This is a genomic window from Massilia sp. TS11 (genome assembly GCF_022012445.1).
In the GTDB taxonomy this organism is placed as follows: Bacteria; Pseudomonadota; Gammaproteobacteria; order Burkholderiales; family Burkholderiaceae_D; genus Telluria.
In genome coordinates, this window is sequence record NZ_JAKLTS010000012.1 from 46,211 (window position 1) to 64,848 (window position 18,638).

14 protein-coding genes are annotated in these 18,638 nt (G+C 66.2%); 5 read left to right on the forward strand and 9 right to left on the reverse strand.

The features are described 5' to 3' along the window. Nucleotides 1–3 precede the first annotated feature (3 nt). From LZ005_RS16985 to LZ005_RS16995, 3 genes are all read left to right on the forward strand, one after another. A complete protein-coding gene (locus LZ005_RS16985) occupies nucleotides 4–750 on the forward strand; it encodes a hypothetical protein (RefSeq protein WP_237809687.1) in 747 nt (248 codons plus the stop codon). Beyond that, complete coding sequence (locus LZ005_RS16990) at nucleotides 750–1,208, forward strand: hypothetical protein (RefSeq protein WP_237809688.1); 459 nt, start codon at nucleotides 750–752, stop codon at nucleotides 1,206–1,208. Before LZ005_RS16985 ends, LZ005_RS16990 begins: the two co-directional genes overlap by 1 nt. 69 nt (nucleotides 1,209–1,277) lie before the next feature. Further along, the gene (locus tag LZ005_RS16995) at nucleotides 1,278–3,623 is read left to right on the forward strand and encodes a prolyl oligopeptidase family serine peptidase (RefSeq protein WP_237809689.1); all 2,346 of its coding nucleotides are present in this window, start codon (nucleotides 1,278–1,280) and stop codon (nucleotides 3,621–3,623) included. Between the two features lie 99 nt (nucleotides 3,624–3,722). On the opposite strand, the gene LZ005_RS17000 is transcribed toward LZ005_RS16995, so the two are convergent. Together LZ005_RS17000 and LZ005_RS17005 are read right to left on the reverse strand one after the other, a co-directional pair. Continuing rightward, a complete protein-coding gene (locus tag LZ005_RS17000; protein WP_237809690.1) occupies nucleotides 3,723–4,952 on the reverse strand; it encodes a M20/M25/M40 family metallo-hydrolase in 1,230 nt (409 codons plus the stop codon). Nucleotides 4,953–4,960: 8 nt separating this feature from the next. After that, nucleotides 4,961–6,166 (reverse strand): urate hydroxylase PuuD, encoded by a 1,206-nt coding sequence (locus LZ005_RS17005; RefSeq protein ID WP_237809691.1) that lies wholly within the window; start codon nucleotides 6,164–6,166, stop codon nucleotides 4,961–4,963. A gap of 107 nt (nucleotides 6,167–6,273) precedes the next feature. Between LZ005_RS17005 and LZ005_RS17010 the strand changes: the two genes are divergently transcribed. Together LZ005_RS17010 and LZ005_RS17015 are read left to right on the forward strand one after the other, a co-directional pair. Beyond that, entirely contained in the window at nucleotides 6,274–7,212 is a 939-nt protein-coding gene (locus tag LZ005_RS17010; protein ID WP_237809692.1) for a LysR family transcriptional regulator, read from the forward strand. A gap of 59 nt (nucleotides 7,213–7,271) precedes the next feature. Further along, complete coding sequence (locus LZ005_RS17015) at nucleotides 7,272–9,017, forward strand: allantoate amidohydrolase (RefSeq protein ID WP_237809693.1); 1,746 nt, start codon at nucleotides 7,272–7,274, stop codon at nucleotides 9,015–9,017. On the opposite strand, the gene LZ005_RS17020 is transcribed toward LZ005_RS17015, so the two are convergent. The 7 genes from LZ005_RS17020 to LZ005_RS17050 all read right to left on the reverse strand — a co-directional run bounded on the left by LZ005_RS17020 (nucleotide 9,014) and on the right by LZ005_RS17050 (nucleotide 18,636). Further along, on the reverse strand, nucleotides 9,014–10,180 hold the full coding sequence (locus LZ005_RS17020) for a zinc-dependent alcohol dehydrogenase (RefSeq protein WP_237809694.1): 1,167 nt from the start codon (nucleotides 10,178–10,180) through the stop codon (nucleotides 9,014–9,016). The genes LZ005_RS17015 and LZ005_RS17020 overlap by 4 nt on opposite strands. A gap of 97 nt (nucleotides 10,181–10,277) precedes the next feature. Then, nucleotides 10,278–11,516 carry a Zn-dependent hydrolase gene (locus LZ005_RS17025; RefSeq protein WP_237809695.1) on the reverse strand — a complete coding sequence of 413 codons (1,239 nt, stop codon included), beginning with the start codon at nucleotides 11,514–11,516 and terminating at the stop codon, nucleotides 10,278–10,280. Nucleotides 11,517–11,530: 14 nt separating this feature from the next. Then, complete coding sequence (hydA, locus tag LZ005_RS17030; protein WP_237809696.1) at nucleotides 11,531–12,922, reverse strand: dihydropyrimidinase; 1,392 nt, start codon at nucleotides 12,920–12,922, stop codon at nucleotides 11,531–11,533. Beyond that, nucleotides 12,919–14,412 (reverse strand): NCS1 family nucleobase:cation symporter-1, encoded by a 1,494-nt coding sequence (locus LZ005_RS17035; protein WP_237809697.1) that lies wholly within the window; start codon nucleotides 14,410–14,412, stop codon nucleotides 12,919–12,921. Before LZ005_RS17035 ends, hydA begins: the two co-directional genes overlap by 4 nt. A gap of 81 nt (nucleotides 14,413–14,493) precedes the next feature. Continuing rightward, nucleotides 14,494–15,765, reverse strand: coding sequence for an NAD-dependent dihydropyrimidine dehydrogenase subunit PreA (preA, locus tag LZ005_RS17040; RefSeq protein WP_237809698.1), 1,272 nt, complete (start codon nucleotides 15,763–15,765; stop codon nucleotides 14,494–14,496). Continuing rightward, nucleotides 15,765–17,108 carry an NAD(P)-dependent oxidoreductase gene (locus tag LZ005_RS17045; RefSeq protein WP_237809754.1) on the reverse strand — a complete coding sequence of 448 codons (1,344 nt, stop codon included), beginning with the start codon at nucleotides 17,106–17,108 and terminating at the stop codon, nucleotides 15,765–15,767. The genes preA and LZ005_RS17045 overlap by 1 nt, the downstream gene beginning before the upstream one ends. 34 nt (nucleotides 17,109–17,142) lie before the next feature. Next, entirely contained in the window at nucleotides 17,143–18,636 is a 1,494-nt protein-coding gene (locus LZ005_RS17050) for a CoA-acylating methylmalonate-semialdehyde dehydrogenase (protein WP_237809699.1), read from the reverse strand. Nucleotides 18,637–18,638: the final 2 nt, after the last annotated feature.

Here is an 18,638-nt window from a genome sequence, read left to right on the forward strand (position 1 = left end):
ATCATGAACGCCATCACCAAGACCTGCATCGCCGCCGCCCTGTTCGCCGCCACCCAGGCCCAGGCCGCCGACTTCCTCAAGCACGCCGACATGGCCCAGGACCTGATCGCCAAGGTCGCCGCCGCCAACAATGTGTACGACAGCGACCCGACCACGGTGACCTGGGCCGGCATCAACGGTGCCAGCATCTACCAGAACCGCTCGACCTGCGCCCCCTTCGTCAGCAATGTGATCAAGACCAGCTACGGCTTCAGCGACAGCGCCTACAAGACCCGCACCGGCTCGACCAGCCCGTCCTCGGCCGTCTACTACGACAACATCACGGCCCAGAAAGGCTTCCTCAACATCAGCGCCGCGAATGCCATCCAGCGCGGCGACGTGGTGGCCATCAAGTACCTGCCCTGCGCTAACAAGACGACGACGGGCCACACCATGATCGCCATGTCGGCCGCCGTCAAGCGCAGCACCGACACCGCCCCGATCATCGCCGGCACCGTCCAGTACGAAGTGCAGATCGCCGACTCCTCGGCCTCCGACCACTACGCCACCGACGCCACCGGCAAGCTCTACAGCGACACGCGCGGCGCCAATGGCAACAACGGCCTGGGCGGCGCCGGCATCGGCACCCTGCGCCTGTACGCCGACGCCGCCAGCGGCAAGGTGGTCGGCTATACCTGGTCGATGGCCTCGGGTTCGGAATACTTCTCGAACGACAGCTGCCGCGTGATCGCCGTCGGCCGCATGCAGTAATGAAGACGCTGCTGCCGCTCCTGCTCGTACTGCTGGCCGGCTGCAGCCAGGAAGTCGACCTGGCCGTGACCAAACCGCCCGTGGCTGCTGCCCGCAGCGCAGGGGTGCGTACGGCCACGTCGGCCCCGGCCGGGGGCCTGGGCGGGGTGCTTGAGCTGTTCGCCCGCACGGGCCCGGAACAGGTGGTCGGGGCGGCCTCCAGCGCCCCGGCCGGCCTGGCCGGTCCGCTGCCGTATGCGCGGCCCGACCTCTCGCCCGATCCGGCCGAGCGCGCCCGCGCCGCCGAACTGCAGGCCGCGCTCAATGCCCACGACCTGCAGCGCGCCCAGGCCCTGGCCACCAGCGTCGCCCTGCAGCAGCTCTACAACGAAGGCCAGCGCGCCTACGCCGAGCACCTGCGCACCGAATCGATCACGGCCAACGCCGACAAGGAAAAGATCACCGGACGCGAACCCTGAGATATGCATGTTTGCATATCAACTTTCTGGGCTAGAATTTCTGTTTCTCGTCACCCCAGGAAGACAAGCATGCGTCTGTACATCCTCACTGCCTCGCTGGCCATCGCCCTCGGCGCCCAGGCCGCCACGCCCATCAGCCTCGACCAGGCCATGGCCCATCCCGACTGGATCGGCAACCCGGTCGAACAGGCCTGGTGGAGCTGGGACGGCAAGCAGATCTTCTACAAGCAGAAACGCAGCGCCTCGCCGCTGCGCGACACCTTCGTGATCGAAGGCGGCAAGACGCGTCAGGTGACGGACGCCGAAGCTGCCCGCCTCGACAGCGGCAATCCGATCTTCAACAAAGAGCACACGCGCGCCATCGTGCTGCGCAACGGCGACCTGTTCGAGCGCGAGCTGAATAGCGGCGCCCTGGTCCAGGTGTACAAGGGCGCGGCCGGCGCCAGCGCCCCGCAGTACAGCGCCGACGGCCAGGCCATCCAGTTCCGCGTCGGCCACGACTGGTATCGCTGGGACCGCGCCGAGCGCCTGCTCGCCCCCGTGGCCCTGCCGCGCGCCGCCAAGGACCCGGCCGCCGCGCCCGAGGCCGACAGCCTGCGCGACATGCAGCTGCGCCTGTTCGAAACCCTGAAGCGCCAGAAAGCCGAGCGCGACGCCCAGCGCGATCAGGCCCAGGCCGAGCGGCGCGCCGATCCGACCCGCGCGCCGGCCCCAATCTACCTTGGCGACAAGATCGACATCGCCGCCAGCGCCCTCTCGCCGGATGGTAAATATCTGGCCGTGCTGGCCTCGCCCAAAGGCGCCGACCGCGGCCGCATCGGCAAGATGCCGCGCTATGTGACCGAATCGGGCTACGAAGAATTTGACGACGAGCGCACGCGCGTCGGCCGCAACCTGCCCGCGCCGCAGACCGTCAAGCTGATCGAACTGGCCAGCGGCACCGTGCGCGAGGTGCCGTTCAGCACCCTGCCCGGCATCAGCGAGGACCCGCTGGCCGCGCTGCGCGCCGAACAGAAACTGCCCGCGCTGAAAGGCGAACGCGCCGTGCGCGGCATGGGCGACGCCTCCACCTTCCGCTGGAGCGCCGACGGCAGCCGCCTGGCCGTGATGCTGCGCGCGGTCGACAACAAGGACCGCTGGATCGCCCAGCTCGACCTGGCCAAAGCCAGCCTGACGCCGCTGCACCGACTGAGCGACAAGGCCTGGATCAACTGGTCGTTCAACGAATACGGCTGGATGCCGGACAACAAGACCCTGTGGTATCTGTCCGAGGAAAGCGGCCACTCCCACCTGTACACCCTGGCCGATGGCAAAGCGCGTGAGCTGACCACCGGCAAGTGGGAAGCCTCGGACGTGCGCTGGACCCACGACGGCAGCACCGCCTACATGCTGTGCAATCCGAAGAACCCCGGCATCTACGAAGTCTGCGCCGTCAACAGCAAGGACGCCAGCCTGCGCGAAGTGACCCGCCTCGAAGGCGTGGAGGACTACATCCTGTCGCACGACGAGCGCCAGCTGCTGGTGCGCTACTCGAGCGCCTACGTGCCGGCCCAGCTGGCCAGCCAGCCCGTCACTGGCGGCACGGTACAGAAGCTGACCGACACCCGCACCGCCGACTACAAGGCGCGCAGCTGGATCGAGCCGCAATACGTGGCCGTGCCCTCGACCCACGGGGCGGGCGTGATCTGGTCCAAGTTCTACCGGCCGGAGAAGCTGGAAGCGGGCAAGAAGTATCCGATCGTGCTGTTCGTGCACGGCGCCGGCTATCTGCAGAACGGCAGCCGCCGCTATCCGAACTACTTCCGCGAGCAGATGTTCCATAACCTGCTGGTCGAGCGCGGCTATCTGGTGCTCGACATGGACTACCGCGCCTCGGCCGGTTACGGGCGCGACTGGCGCACGGCCATCTACCGCCAGATGGGCCACCCCGAGCTGGACGACTACCTGGACGGCATCAAATGGCTGGCCGACACCCAGCAGGGTGACGCCAAGCGCGTCGGCGTGTATGGCGGCAGCTACGGCGGCTTCATGAGTCTGATCGCCCTGCTGCGTGCGCCCGAGTCCTTCGTGGCCGGCGCCGCGCTGCGCCCGGTGACCGACTGGACCAGCTACAACCACGAGTACACGGCCAATATCCTGAACACGCCCGATCTCGACCCGACGGCCTACAAGATTTCCTCGCCAATCGAGTATGCGGACAAGCTCAAGGGGCATCTGCTGATCGCGCACGGTATGGTGGACGACAACGTGTTCTTCCAGGACAGCGTGCGCCTGGCCCAGCGCCTGATCGAGCTCAAGAAAGACAATTGGGAGCTGGCGCCCTACCCGGTGGAGCGCCACGGTTTCGTGCAGCCCGAGAGCTGGTACGACGAATACCGCCGCATCCTAAAACTCTTCGACACCACCCTCAAATAATGTACGGGGTCAGGTCCGGCAAACGGACATTTGAGAACTTTTCGATTTGACGAAAGTTCCCCGATGTCCGATTGCCGGACCTGACACCGTTCAGTATTTTTAGCTGAGGAGGTCGTAGAGGCTCATCGCGACGACTTGGGTGGCGCGGCGCAGGTCGTCCAGCGACAGGCGCTCGTCGGCCTTCTTGGCATTCGATTCGGGCACGCTGCGCGGACCGGCGCCGTACAGCACGGCGGGGATGCCGTGCTCGCCATACAGGCGGGCGTCGGCGTATAAGGGGGTGCCGCTCGCGCTGATCGGCTCGCCAAAGACGGCTTCGCCGTTGCTCTGCAGCGCGGCGATCAAGGGGGCGGCGCCGGGCAGCGGACGCAACGCATGCGATAGCAGAATGCGCTTGATCTCGAGCGTGATGCCGCTCTGGCCGGCCACGGCCTCGGTGATCAGCTGGCGCACCTGGGCTTCGACCGCGACCGGGTCTTCCTCGGGAATCATGCGGCGGTCCATCTTCAGCACGACCTTTCCGGGCACGACATTGGTATTGGTGCCGCCGTCGATGCGCCCGACCAGCATGGTCGGATGGGTGATGCCGGGCACCTGGGAACGGATGGTCTGCAGACGCGGCAGGTCGCCGTAGATGGCGTTCAGAATGCGGGTCGCGGCCTGCAGCGCGTCGACGCCGGTCTCGGGCATGGCGCCATGGCCGGACTTGCCGTGCACGGTGATCTCGAACTGCAGGCAGGCATTGTGGGCGGTGACGATGTTGTAGCTGAAACCGGCCGCGATCACGAGGTCGGGCCGGGTCAGCTTCTGCTCGAGCAGGTAGCCGGGGCCGAGCAGGCCGCCGAATTCCTCGTCATAGGTGAAGTGCAGCTCGACCCCACCCTTGAGCGGCGCGTGCAAGGCTTCGAGCGCGCGCACGGCGAAAATATAGGTGGCGAAATCGCCTTTCGACACGGCCGCCGCGCGCCCGTAGATATAGCCGTCTTCGATCACGCCGCCATACGGGGGCTTGGTCCAGCCTTCGCCGGGCGGCACCACGTCGCCGTGGGCATTGAGGGCGATGGTCGGGCCGCCGTCGCCATACGGACGGCGGATGATCAGGTTGGTGATCGACTGCATGCCGTAGTCGTGCACGCGCTCGGCCGGCACATCGTACTGCTCGGCATGCCAGCCGAAGGCGTGCACCATCGCGGCCACGGTTTTGGCGTGGCGCGCATTGTCGCCGGGCGGGGTGTCGGTGGGGATATGCAGCACGTGCTGCAGGAAGTTCACTTCTTCGTCGAAGTGCTTGTCGATCCAGTCGGCCAGCTGTTGTTTGGCGGGATGCATAGGGGTCCTTATCGGGCGCCCGACGTGAACCAGGCTGCGACGATGGCCCGTTCGGCCTCGCTCATCTGGGTCAGGTTGGCTAGGGGCATGGCTTTCAGTTGTACGGCTTGCTGATAAATGCGCGGGGCGTTCTGGCGGATGCTGGTCGCATCGCTGAGCACGACACCGGCGGGCGCCTGGGCGAAACCGGGCTGGCTCGGATGTTCGGCATGGCAGCTGACACAGCGCTGACGCATGATCTGCTCGACCTGGGCGAATTGCTGGACCGGATCGACCACGGCCGCCTTGGCCGGCGCCGGCGGCGCCAGGTAGACAGCCAGCCCAAGCAGCAGCGCAGCCCCGGCCAGCGGATACTGCCAGGCCAGGCGGCCCTTGTGGCGCAGATTGAAGAAGTGGCGGATCAGCACGCCCGCGGCCATGATCACGGCCAGCACGGCCCAGGCCTGGGCGTGGCGGTAGGTCATCGCGTAGTGGTTGCTGATCATGATGAACAGCACGGGCAGCGTGAAGTAATTGTTGTGCACGCTGCGCTGCTTGGCCTTGATGCCGTGAATCGGATCGGGCGCCTGGCCGGCCAGCATGGCCGCAACCAGCTTGCGCTGGCCCGGAATGATGAGCATCAGCACGTTCCCGACCATCATGGTGCCGATCATGGCGCCGACATGGATATAGGCGGCGCGGCCCGACAGAAACTGGGACAGCAACCAGGCCGAACCCGTCAGGAAACCGAACATCACGAGGCCAAGCGCGCCATCGTGCTTGCCCAGGGGCGAGCGGCACAGCAGGTCATAGACGGTCCAGCCGAGCACGAGCGAACCGAAGCCGATGCCGATCGCCTGCCAGCTCGTCAGATCGTACACAGCCTTGTCAACCATCATGGCCTGGGCATTGCACCAGTAGACGATGGTCAGCAGGCTGATTCCGGACAGCCAGGTCGTATAGGCCTCCCATTTGAACCAGTGCAGCTCCTTGGGCAAGGCAGCGGGGGCGACCAGATATTTCTGCGGATTGTAGAAGCCGCCGCCGTGCACGGCCCACAGCTCGCCCGACACGCCTTTGCGCGCGAGCTCGGAGCCGGGCGCTGGCGGGCGGATCGAATTGTCGAGCCAGACGAAATAGAAGGACGCGCCGATCCAGGCGATACCAGTGATCAGATGCAGCCAGCGCACCAGCAGATTGGCCCACTCGAGGCCATAGGGAATCAGGTAGTCCATCAGTTTGAGGTCGCAATCCGGGGAATGTAGCGACGATAGCCGGATTCCTCTCGATCCTCCATGAAAAATGGCGTATATTCAACATATTCCATTTCTTATACATTCACATGGCCGGCCTGCCCCAACATCTCGACCTGCACCTGATCCGGATTCTCTACCTGCTGCTCGTGGAGAAGAATGTCTCGCGGGTGGCGCTCAAGCTGAACCAGCCGCAGCCTTCGATTTCGGCCTCGCTGCGCAAGCTGCGCGAGCTGACCGGCGACCCGATCCTGGTGCGCGGCGCGCGCGGCATGGTCGCCACCCAGCATGGCGAGAGCCTGCTCAAGCCGGCCAAGCGCATCCTCGACGAGGCCGAGAGCCTGTTCATCCGCAAGGCGCCGTTTGTGCCGCAGGAAGAAGCACGCACCTTCCACATTGCCGCGCCCGACTATCTGGACAGCCAATTTCTGCCGAATGTGGTGGCCGGCCTGCGGCGCGGCTCGCCCAATTCGCGCGTGCTCATCCATTCGCTCGGGGCCGGCATGGACTATATCCGCATGCTCGGCGACGGCGACCTCGACCTCGTGATCGCCAACTGGGACGAGCCGCCGCCCCATCTGCACATCTCCAAACTGTTCGAGGACCCGATCGTCTGTGCGATGCGGGCCGACAGCCCCTACGCCAAGCGCACGCCCGAAGACGCGATGAGCCTGGACGACTACCTGAGCCTGCCCCATGTGGCGCCTTCGCAGATGGTGCCCGGCTACCAGGGCTTCATCGATGCCTATCTCGAGCGCCAGGGCCTGCAGCGGCGCGTGGCCGTGGAGTCGGCCTACTTCGGCCTGATTCCCTATATGCTGACCCAGACCGACCTGGTGCTGACCACGGGCCGCCAGTTCCTGCGCTTTTATGAAAAATCGCTGCCGCTGAAAACCTATAGCGTGCCGGTGAAATTTCCGCCGATGCGCTTCTACCAGCTCTGGCATGAGCGCGTGCACCAGGCGCCCGAACACAAATGGCTGCGCGACCAGGTGACGGCCGCCGCCAAGGCGCTCCAGCGCCAATAGGCGATATGCCTGCGCGCATATGTCAGACCCGGCAGCACTGCTTATGATCGGCCCCCATCATGACGACTCTCGCGACCCTTAATTCCTGCTCCCCGGCCGACTTCGTGGCGGCCCTGCACGGCATCTACGAGCACTCGCCCTGGATCCCGGAACGCGCCGCCGCTGCGCGTCCGTTTGCCACGCCGGCCGCGCTCAAACTGGCCCTGCAGCGCGTGGTCGAGGCCGCCAGCAGCGAGGAGCAGCTCGGCCTGATCCGCGCCCACCCCGAGCTGGCCGGCAAGGCCGCCGTGCGCGGCGAGCTGACGGCCGAGTCGACGCAGGAACAGGCGGGCGCGGGCCTGAACCAGTGCAGCGCCGAGGAATACGCGACCCTGCACCGCCTCAATGCCGAGTACAACATCAAGTTCGGCTTCCCCTTCATCCTGGCCGTCAAGGGTCCGGACGGCCAGGGCCTGAACCGCAGCCAGATCATCGCCAGCTTCGCGCGCCGCCTGCAGCGCCAGCGCGACGAGGAAATGGCCGAATGCCTGCGCCAGATCCACCGCATTGCCGAGCTGCGCCTGCACGATCTGCTCGGCCTGCAGCGAGCCTTTGGCGACCGCGTCATGCAGTGGGCCGAGACCCTCGGCGCGCTCAGCGACAGCAGCGAAGGCCTGACCTGCGCCTACATGAGCCCGGCCCACCGCCAGACGGCCGAGCAGCTGGCCGCCTGGATGCGCGCCGCCGGCATGGACGTGCACATCGACGCCGTTGGCAATGTGGTCGGCCGTTATGCGGGCAGCGACCCCACGCGCCCTGCCCTGCTGACCGGCTCCCATTACGACACCGTGCGCGATGGCGGCAAATACGATGGCCGCCTGGGCATTCTGCTGCCGATTGCCGTCGTGGCCGACCTGCATGCGCGCGGCGAGCGCCTGCCGCACTGCCTTGAAGTGATCGCCTTTGCCGAGGAAGAAGGCGTGCGCTTCAAGAGCACCTTTTTGGGCAGCCATGCCATCACCGGCCGCTTCGACCCGGCCCTGCTCGACCTGTGCGATGCCGAGGGCATCAGCATGCGCAGCGCGCTGACGGACGCCGGACACGACCCCGAAGCCATCGGCGCCATCGCCCGCCGGCCCGAGCAGGTGGCTGCCTTTGTCGAGGTCCACATCGAACAGGGCCCGGTCCTGCTCGAGCAGGGACTGGCCCTGGGCGTGGTCAGCGCCATTGCCGGCAGCGCGCGCTATCTGGTCGCACTCGAGGGTGTAGCCAGCCACGCGGGCACCACGCCGATGCCGATGCGGCGCGACGCTGCCGCTGCCGCCGCCGAGATCGTGCTGCTGGTCGAGCAGCGCTGCAGCCAGGCGCCCGCCCTGGTCGGCACCGTGGGCCAGCTGCAGGTGCCGAATGGCTCGGTCAACGTCATCCCCGGCCACTGCCAGCTCTCGCTCGACATCCGCGCCGCCGACGACGCCGTGCGCGAAGCCGCCGTGGAAGACGTGCTCAATGGCATACGCCGCATTTGCGCCAAGCGCCAGATCACCTGGCAGATCACGCCCATCGTCAGCGCGCCGGCCGTGCCCTGCGCCCCGCGCCTGATGGACCAGCTCGGCCAAGCCGTCGAGCGCGTCGGCCTGCCGCGCTACGATCTGCTGTCCGGCGCTGGCCACGACGCCATGGCCATGGCCGCGCTGACCGACGTGGCCATGCTGTTCGTCCGTTGCGGCAATGGCGGCATCAGCCACAATCCGCTCGAGACGATGACCAACGACGACGCCGAACTGGCCGGCCAGGTGCTGTTGGATTTTCTGCGCAACTACCGCTAGCTGGCCGTGAGCACGACCTTGCGGCAGTGGTCCTCCTTTCTGTCAAACAGACGGTAGCCATCGGCCGCGCGCTCGAGCGGCATGCGGTGTGAAATGATCAGGTTGGGCACGAGCTTGCCTTCCATGATGAAGCCGAGCAGCTCGGGCAGAAAACGCTGCACATTGGTCTGCCCGCCACGGATCGTCAGCGCCTTTTCGAACACATCGCCAAACAGGAAGCCGTGGATGAAACCCGTGTACACGCCCGGCACGCTCATGAAGCCGCCGCGCCGCACAGCCGTGATGCATTGGCGCAGGGCCGCGCCGCTGCTGGTTTCCACCTTGAGGTTGGTGAGTACGGTTTCAAGCGTATTGCCCTTGGCCTCGAAACCGATGGCGTCGATCACCCCGTCCACCCCGCGCCCATGGGTCTGCTCAAGCAGCACCTCGGCCGGATCGGCATGGTCGAAATTGATCGGCAGCGCGCCGTAGTGCATGCGCGCGAACTCCAGCCGGTAGGGATGGTGGTCGACGATGAAGATGTGCTCTGCCTCGAGCAGGCGCGCGCAGGCACAGCACAAGAGCCCAACCGGCCCGGCGCCGAAGATGGCCACGCTGCTACCCTTGGTGACGCCGGCATTGAGCACCGCCTGATAGGCCGTCGGCAAAATATCGGACAAGAACAGCACCTGCTCGTCATCGAGCCCGGCCGGTATGCGGATGGGCCCGACATTGGCCTTGGGCACGCGCACAAACTGGGCCTGCCCGCCCGGCATGCCGCCATACATGTGGGTGAAGCCAAACAGCGCCGCCCCCGGCTTGACGTGCTTTTTGGTCGATAACGGCGGCCGCGCATTGGTGTTGGTGGTTTCGCAGGACGAGTACAACTGGAATTTGCAGAAGAAGCAGTGGCCGCAGGCGATGACGAAGGGCACCACCACGCGCTCACCGACGCGCAGATTGTGCACCTGGGGCCCAGCCTCGATGACGTGGCCCATGAACTCGTGCCCGAGGATGTCACCCTCTTTCATGCCGGGCACCTTGCCGCGATACAGGTGCAGGTCCGAGCCGCAGATGGCCGTGGACGTGACCTGGACGATGATGTCGTCCGGCTCCTGGATGTGCGGGTCGGCGACCGTGTCGACCTGCACCTCGTGACTGCCGTGATAAACAAGGGCCCGCATGCTGCCTCCGGTGGCGTGATGAACGCCTTCAGAGTAGCAAGCGGGCCCGCGCCGCCCTATCGGAAAAGCCTAGCGTGTGCTGTAGGAGCCGATGCCGTCAGTTTGCAATACCGGCGCGCTCGAGCATCGCATGCAGCAGTACATTGCAGCCGGCCGTCAGATGCTCCGGCTGGGCATCTTCGATCTCGTTGTGGCTGATGCCGTCCTTGCAGGGCACAAAGATCATGCCCGAAGGCGCCACCCGCGCCGTGTAGATCGCATCGTGGCCGGCGCCCGAGACCACATCCATCGTCGAATAACAAAGCTTGGCCGTGGCCTTGCGCACCGCCTCCACGCAATCCGGATGGAAAGGGCAAGGCGGATAGTAGGACACGCGTTCGATGCGGATCGCCAGGCCCGTTTCCTCGGCCGTGCGGGCGACATAAGCGAGGATTTCCTCATGCATCTTGTTGAGCAGCTCGTCGTTCACATTGCGCAGATCGACGCTGAACTTCACCTCGCCCGGAATCACATTGCGACTGTTCGGGAACACCTGCACAAAGCCCACCGTGCCGCGCCCGTAAGGCGGGTACTTATTACCGATCGCCACCACCTCCTGCATGATGCGCGTGGCCACCTGCAGCGCGTCCTTGCGCAGATGCATCGGGGTCGGACCGGCATGCGCTTCCATGCCGCTGACCACGCAGTCATACCAGGACAGGCCAAGCACGGCCGGCACCACGCCGATCACTTTGTCGGCGTCTTCCAGCACCGGGCCTTGCTCGATATGGGTCTCGAAGTAGGCGCCGATCGGATGCTGACCCGGTTCGGCCTCGCCGCAATAGCCGATTGCCTTCAGCTCCTGCTCCACCGTTTTGCCGTCCACATCGCGCGCCGCATAGGCCGTCTCCAGGCTGAAGGCGCCGCAGAACACGCCGGACCCCATCATCACCGGCACAAAGCGCGAGCCTTCCTCATTGGTCCAGAAGGCCACTTCCAGCGGCGCGCGCGTGCGGATGCCGTGATCATTCAGCGTGCGGATCACTTCCAGCCCGGCCAGCACGCCGTAATTGCCATCGAACTTGCCGCCGGTCGGCTGGGTGTCGATGTGGCTGCCCGTGACCACCGGCGGGAGCGTCGGATCGGTCCCTTCGCGCCGCATGAAGACATTGCCGATCTTGTCGATCTTGATCGACAGGCCGGCCGCACGGCCCCAGCCCACCACCAGATCGCGTCCCTGGCGGTCCAGCTCCGTCAGGGCCAGACGCTTGACGCCGCCCTTGGGCGTCGCGCCGATTTTCGCCAGCTCCATCAGCGCGTCCCACAGACGCGCACCATTGACACGCAAATCATCCATCCTCGTTCTCCTTCTCAGGCGCTGACCGGCTTGAAGGCCGGACGGTCCACATGCCGCCCGGCGCCGGCCACGGCGCGCAGGTCGCCCTTGTCGTACACCACCGTGCCCGCCGCCACCGTCACGCTCGGAATGCCGCGCACGGTGCGCCCTTCGAACACATTGAAATCGCCCTTCGAATGCTGGGTCTTGGCCGACAGGGTCTTGCTGCCGTTCGGGTCCCAGACCACGATGTCGGCGTCGGCGCCGACGGCGATCACGCCTTTGCGCGGATAGATATTGAAGATCTGCGCCGCATTGGTCGAGGTCACGCGCACGAACTCGGACGGCGTCAGGCGGCCCGTGTTCACGCCCGCATCCCAGATCACGGCCATGCGCTCTTCCACGCCACCGCAGCCATTCGGAATCTTGGTGAAGTCGTTCGCGCCGGCCGCCTTCTGCGCGGCGCAGAAGCTGCAGTGGTCAGTCGCCGTGGTGTGCAGATTGCCGCCCTGCAGACCATGCCAGAGCGCGTTCTGGTGGCGCCGGCTGCGAAACGGTGGGCTCATCACGTGGGCACGCGCGAACTCCAGGTCCGCGCACTCGTACACGCTGTCGTCGATGACCAGGTGGCCGGCCAGGGCCTCGCCATACACGCGCTGGCCGTTGGCGCGCGCGCGGGCGATGGCGTCGAGCGCCTCGGCGCAGGACACGTGCACGATATACACCGGCACGCCGATCACATTCGCGATGGTGATGGCGCGGTTGGCCGCCTCGGCCTCCACCTGTGGCGGGCGCGACAACGGGTGCGCGCGCGGCCCGGTGATCCCCTTGGCCATCAGCTCCTTCTGCAGCTGGAACACCAGCTCGCCGTTCTCCGCATGCACGGTCGGAATGGCGCCCAGCTCGAGCGCGCGGCGGAAGCTGTTCACCAGCACTTCATCATCCGCCATGATGGCGTTTTTATAGGCCATGAAGTGCTTGAAGCTGTTCACCCCATATTCGTTGACCAGCGTACCCATGTCCTTGTACACGCTGTCGTCCCACCAGGTCACGGCCACGTGGAAGGTGTAGTCGGCGGCGGCCTTGCGCGCCCATTCGCGCCAGGTGTGATAGGCCTCCATCAGCGGCTGCTTGGGATTCGGGATCACGAAGTCCATGATGGTGGTGGTGCCGCCGGCCAGGCCGGCCGCGGTGCCGGTGAAGAAGTCGTCCATCGTCACCGTGCCCATGAAGGGCAACTGCATATGCGTGTGGGTGTCTATCCCGCCCGGCATCACATACTGGCCGCCGGCGTCGACGATGACGGCGCCGGCCGGCGCGCTCAGGTTCTCGCCCACGGCGACGATCTTGTCGCCCTCGCACAGCACATCGGCGCGGAAAGCGCGGTCGGCGTTCACCACGGTGCCGCCACGGATCAGGGTTGTCATGCGTGTTCTCCTTGCGTGGCGCGGGCTGCAGCGCCCGCGCGGACAGATTGCATCATTGCCGCGTACACCAGCGCGGCCACGGCGATGCCGACGAACCAGGCGTAGGTGTACAGGGTCTTGAAGGTGTCGCCCACATCGGGGAAGCTGGCCGGGAAGGCCGCATTCAGAAAGCCGGGCAGATTCGGCAGCACACCGGCCATGAAAGCGACGATGGCCGCCAGGTTCCAGCCATTGCCATAACGGTAGATGCCGTCCTCCCGATACAGCTGGTCGACATCGAGCTGGGTCTTGCGGATGAAGTAGTAGTCGACGATCAGGATGCCGGCGATCGGCCCGAGCAGGGCCGAATAGCCAATCAGCCAGGTGAAGATATAGCCCTGGGTGGTCTCCAGCAGCTTCCAGGGCATCATCAGAATCGCGATGGCCGCGGTCAGATAGCCGCCCGCGCGGTAGCTCATCACCTTCGGCGCCAGCGACGAAAAATCATAGGCCGGGCCGACCAGATTGGCCGCCAGGTTCACGCTCACGGTGTCGATCAGCAGAATGATCAGGGCCACCAGCACGGCCGCCCCGCTCATGCGGCTGGCCAGGTCGACCGGGTCCCAGATCGCTTTGCCATACAGGACGACGGTACCCGAAGTGACGATCACGGCCAGCATCGCCAGCAGGCCCATAGGCACCGGCAGGCCGACCGACTGGCCGAGCACCTGGTCGCGCTGGGTGCGCGCAAAGCGGGTGAAGTCGGGGATGTTCAGGGCCAGCGTGGCCCAGAAGCCGACCATCGCCGTCAGCGAGGGCCAGAACGTGGACCAGAACTGCCCGGCCTTTTTGCCGCCCTCGACAAACTGCGAGGGCTGGTCGAGCAGCGTGCCGAAGGAGCCGGCCTTGTTGTACACCCAGGCCAGCAGCACGAAGCAGATCAGGATTTTCAGCGGCGCCGTATAGGTCTCGAGCCGGCGGATCGACTCCATGCCGTGCACGATGTACCAGAACTGGATCGCCCAGAAGGCCAGGAAGCACAGCAGCTGCCCGCCATTGATGCCCAGGCCCGCGATCGGCGCGCCGCCGATGTCGCGCCCGAACAGCACGCCCAGCAGCGTATAGATCATGCTGCCGCCAAACCAGGTCTGAATGCCGTACCAGCCGCAGGCCACGATGGCGCGCATCAGGGCCGGAATGCGCGCGCCGGTGGTGCCGAACGAGGCACGCGCCAGCACCGCATACGGAATGCCGTACTTGGTGCCCGCATGCCCGATCAGCAGCATCGGCACCAGCACGATGCTATTGGCCAGGAACACCGTGAACACGGCCTGCCAGCCGCTCATGCCGCCGTCGATCAGACTGGCCGCCAGCGTGTAGGCGGGGATGCACATCACCATGCCCACCCACAGCGCCGCAAAGTGGTACCAGCGCCAGGTGCGCTGCTGCGGCGAGGTCGGGGCCAGGTCTTCGTTCCAGAGGGTGCTGCTTGCTGCGGTTTCCTGTTTCATGGAGTCTCCTGAAGTAGCGCGGGCGGTGCGGGTCCTCCAACCCGTCCCGCCGCTTCGTTCTGCAAGCAAGAAGCAGGCCGATCAGCCCCGGCGCGGATTGCGCGGGTCCTGCGTCCAGTTCATGTAGGGCTTCCCGGTCTGCTGCGGCACCATGGTAATGCAACCCTGCACCGGACAGGTGATTTCGCAGAGATTACAGCCCACGCATTCAGCCTCGTTCACCTGGTAGGTGCGCTCGCCGCTGGCGCTGTCGATCAGCTGGTGGATCGACTGGTGCGAGGTGTCCTCGCAGGCCACGTAGCAGCGCCCGCACTTGATGCAGCTGTCCTGGTCGATGTTGGCGATGACCTGGTAGTTCATGTCCAGGTATTTCCAGTCCGTGGTATTCGGCACCGCCTTGCGCGTGAAGTCCGCGATGCTCTTGTAGCCCTTCTCGTCCATCCAGCGCGACAGGCCGTCCTTCATCTCCTCCACGATGCGGAAGCCATGCAGCATCGCGGCCGTGCACACCTGGACCGAGCCCGCGCCCAGGGCGATGAATTCGGCCGCGTCGCGCCAGTTGGAGATGCCGCCGATGCCGGAGATCGGCAGGCCGGCCGTGGCCGGGTCGCGCGCGATTTCGGCCACCATGTTCAGCGCAATCGGCTTGACGGCCGAACCGCAATAGCCGCCGTGCGTGGATTTGCCGCCGACGATGGGATAGGCCGCCATCGCATCCAGATCCAGATGGGTGATCGAGTTGATGGTGTTGATCAGCGAGACCGCGTCGGCGCCGCCCGCCAGGGCCGCGCGCGCCGGCATGCGCACATCGGTGATATTCGGCGTCAGCTTCACGATCACGGGCAGGCGCGTGTGCTGCTTGCACCAGCGCGTGACCATCTCCACGTATTCGGGCACCTGGCCCACGGCCGCGCCCATGCCGCGCTCCGGCATGCCGTGCGGGCAGCCGAAATTGAGCTCGATGCCGTCGGCCCCGGTGGCTTCCACCAGCGGCAGAATCTCGGCCCAGCGGAACTCCTCGCAGGGCAGCATCAGCGAGACGATCATCGCGCGGTCCGGCCAGTCCTTCTTCACCTGCGTGATTTCCCTCAGGTTGATCTCGAGCGAACGGTCGGTAATCAGCTCGATGTTATTGAAGCCGAGGACTTCGCGGTTCTTGCCGTAGTGGGCCGAGTAGCGCGAGGACACGTTCACTGCGGGCGGATCTTCGCCCAGGGTCTTCCAGACCACGCCGCCCCAGCCGGCTTCAAAGGCGCGCACCACGTTGTAGGCCTTGTCGGTCGGCGGGGCCGAGGCCAGCCAGAAGGGATTGGGCGACTTGATGCCGCAAAATTCAATGCTCAGATCAGCCATTACGCGGCCTCCTTCTTCTGGATATCGTGATCGATGGCCGCAGCGGCCAGCTTGCCATGCTGGACCGCCTGCACGGTCAGGTCCTGGCCCGGCGCCACGCAGTCGCCGCCCGCGTACACACCGGCCACGCTGGTGCGGAACTGCGCATCGACTTCAATCTTGTCGCCGCTGCGCGCCAGCTCGGCCGGCAGCGCGCCCGTGGTCTGGCCGATCGCCTTGAACACCGCATCGGCCGCGATGTCGAAGCAGTCGCCGGTCAGCGCCAGCTTGCCGCCTTCCATGCGCGTCTTCTCGAAGCGCATGCCGGCCACCTGGCCGCCTTCCAGCAGCACTTCGCGCGGCGCGGCCCATACATGCATCTGCACCTGATTGGCCTTGGCGATCTCCTGCTCGTGCCAGGTGGCGCCCATATCGGCAAAGCCACGGCGGTACACGAGATGGACTTCTTCCGCGCCCAGGCGCTTGATCTGCACGGCCATGTCGATGGCCGTGTTACCGGCCCCGATCACAATTGCGCGGCGCGGCACGGGCAGGCTGGCCAGGTCCTGCGCCTGGCGCAGCTCGGCGATGTAATCGACCGCCGCCACCAGGCCCGGCGCGTCCTCGCCGGTCAGGCCGAGCGCGCGGCTGGCGGCCAGGCCCAGGCCGAGGAAGACGGCGTCGTAGGCGGCGCGCAGATCGGACAGGCGCAGGTTCTCGCCCAGCTTCTGGCCGAAGCGGAGCTCGATCCCGCCGATCTCCAGCAGGAAGGCGACTTCCTGCTGGGCGAAGTCCTCGGTCAGCTTGTATTTGGCGATGCCGTACTCATTCAGGCCGCCGGCTTTTTCGCGCGCCTCAAAGATCACCACATCGTGGCCCAGCATGGCCAGACGGTGCGCGCAGGCCAGACCAGCCGGCCCGGCGCCGACCACGGCCACCTGCTTGCCGGTGCGCGGCGCGCGCTGGAACGGGTGCTGCTTGAAGTGGGCATTGTCGAGGGCATAGCGCTGCAGCAGGCCGATTTTCACCGGCTGGCCCTCAGCATCGTGGTTGCGCACGCATTTATCCTCGCACAGGATCTCGGTCGGGCACACGCGCGCGCAGCTGCCGCCGAGGATGTTCTGCTTGAGGATGCCAGCCGCCGCGCCCTGGACATTGCCCTCGTGGATATTGCGGATAAAGCTGGCCACGTCGATCTGCGAGGGGCAGATGCGCGTGCACGGCGCGTCGTAGCAGTACAGGCAGCGCGCGGCTTCGATCGCGGCCTGGCGCGCATTGAGCGGCGGCGCCAGGTCGGTGAACTGCGCGGCCAGTTCGGCCTCGGTGCCGCCGGCCTTGGGCAGGTGCTTGAGTGAGTCGATCATTGTCATCCCTATTCGTGTTCTTGTCGGAGCGCGCTTACTTCATCTGCGGGAAGGCGAACTGCACGCCGGCGCTGGCGGTATTCGGCCAACGCTGCATGACGGCCTTGTGGCGCGTGTAGAAGCGCACGCCCTCGGGGCCATACGCGTGGTGGTCGCCGAACAGGCTGCGCTTCCAGCCGCCGAAGCTGTTGAAGGCCATCGGCACCGGCAGCGGCACGTTCACGCCCACCATCCCCACCTGAATCTGGCGCACAAACTCGCGCGCGACACCGCCGTCGCGCGTGAACACGGCCACGCCATTGCCGTACTCGTTCGCATTGATCATCTCGACCGCGCTGGCGATGTCGGGCGCGCGCACCACGCACAGCACCGGCCCGAAGATCTCCTCCTTGTAGATGCGCATATCGGTGCGCACATGGTCGAACAGGGTGCCGCCGACGAAGAAGCCGCCTTCGCGTCCGGCCACCTGGTAGTTACGCCCATCGACCACCAGGCGCGCGCCCTCGGCCACGCCGGAGCCGATCAGCTCTTCGATGCGTTCCTTGGCGGCGCGCGTGACGATCGGCCCCATTTCGGCTTCGGGGTCGAGGCCATCGCGCACCTTGAGTGCGGCCGTGCGTTCGGCCACCGCGCCGATCAGCTGGTCGCCGGCATCGCCCACGGCCACCACCACCGAGATCGCCATGCAGCGCTCGCCGGCCGAACCATAGGCGGCGCCGATGATGGCGTCGACCGCCATCTCCATGTCGGCGTCGGGCATGACCACCATGTGGTTCTTGGCGCCGCCCAGCGCCTGCACGCGCTTGCCATTGGCGCTGCCACGCGCATAGATGTATTCGGCGATCGGGGTCGAGCCGACGAAGCTGACCGCCTGCACCTCCGGATGGTCGAGCAGCGCGTCGACGCAGACCTTGTCGCCCTGGACCACGTTGAACACGCCGTCCGGCAGCCCGGCTTCCTTCAGCAGGCGCGCATGCAGCAGCGAAGGCGAAGGATCGCGCTCGGACGGCTTGAGCACGAAGGTATTGCCGCAGGCGATGGCGATCGGGAACATCCACATCGGCACCATCACCGGGAAGTTAAACGGCGTGATGCCGGCCACCACGCCAAGCGGCATGCGCATCGACCAGGCGTCGATGCCGCGCGCGATCTGGTCGGTGAACTCGCCCTTCAGCATCTGCGGAATGCCGACCGCGAACTCCACCACCTCGATCCCGCGCGCCACTTCGCCACGGGCGTCGGCCAGAGTCTTGCCGTGTTCGCGCGTGAGCATCTGGGCGAAGTCCTCGGTGTGCTTCTGGCACAGCTCCAGGTATTTAAACAGCACGCGTGCGCGCGCCAGCGGCGGCGTGTTGGCCCAGGCCGGAAAGGCCGCTGCGGCGGCGGCGACGGCGGCGCCGACTTCGTCCGCCGTGCCCAGGGCCACGCGCGCCACCTGCTCGCCCAGGGCCGGATTGAAGACCGGGCCATAGCGCCCGCTGCGGGTGTCGACGGCGGCGCCGTTGATGAAATGGGTGATCGTGTCCATGG

Bases quoted from the DNA above. Each gene is read 5' to 3' on its own strand.
- LZ005_RS16985 (WP_237809687.1), top strand. From the start codon at position 4: ATGAACGCCATCACCAAGACCTGCATCGCCGCCGCCCTGTTCGCCGCC.
- LZ005_RS16990 (WP_237809688.1), top strand. From the start codon at position 750: ATGAAGACGCTGCTGCCGCTCCTGCTCGTACTGCTGGCCGGCTGCAGC.
- LZ005_RS16995 (WP_237809689.1), top strand. From the start codon at position 1,278: ATGCGTCTGTACATCCTCACTGCCTCGCTGGCCATCGCCCTCGGCGCC.
- LZ005_RS17000 (WP_237809690.1), bottom strand. From the start codon at position 4,952: ATGCATCCCGCCAAACAACAGCTGGCCGACTGGATCGACAAGCACTTC.
- LZ005_RS17005 (WP_237809691.1), bottom strand. From the start codon at position 6,166: ATGGACTACCTGATTCCCTATGGCCTCGAGTGGGCCAATCTGCTGGTG.
- LZ005_RS17010 (WP_237809692.1), top strand. From the start codon at position 6,274: ATGGCCGGCCTGCCCCAACATCTCGACCTGCACCTGATCCGGATTCTC.
- LZ005_RS17015 (WP_237809693.1), top strand. From the start codon at position 7,272: ATGACGACTCTCGCGACCCTTAATTCCTGCTCCCCGGCCGACTTCGTG.
- LZ005_RS17020 (WP_237809694.1), bottom strand. From the start codon at position 10,180: ATGCGGGCCCTTGTTTATCACGGCAGTCACGAGGTGCAGGTCGACACG.
- LZ005_RS17025 (WP_237809695.1), bottom strand. From the start codon at position 11,516: ATGGATGATTTGCGTGTCAATGGTGCGCGTCTGTGGGACGCGCTGATG.
- hydA (WP_237809696.1), bottom strand. From the start codon at position 12,922: ATGACAACCCTGATCCGTGGCGGCACCGTGGTGAACGCCGACCGCGCT.
- LZ005_RS17035 (WP_237809697.1), bottom strand. From the start codon at position 14,412: ATGAAACAGGAAACCGCAGCAAGCAGCACCCTCTGGAACGAAGACCTG.
- preA (WP_237809698.1), bottom strand. From the start codon at position 15,765: ATGGCTGATCTGAGCATTGAATTTTGCGGCATCAAGTCGCCCAATCCC.
- LZ005_RS17045 (WP_237809754.1), bottom strand. From the start codon at position 17,108: ATGATCGACTCACTCAAGCACCTGCCCAAGGCCGGCGGCACCGAGGCC.
- LZ005_RS17050 (WP_237809699.1), bottom strand. From the start codon at position 18,636: ATGGACACGATCACCCATTTCATCAACGGCGCCGCCGTCGACACCCGC.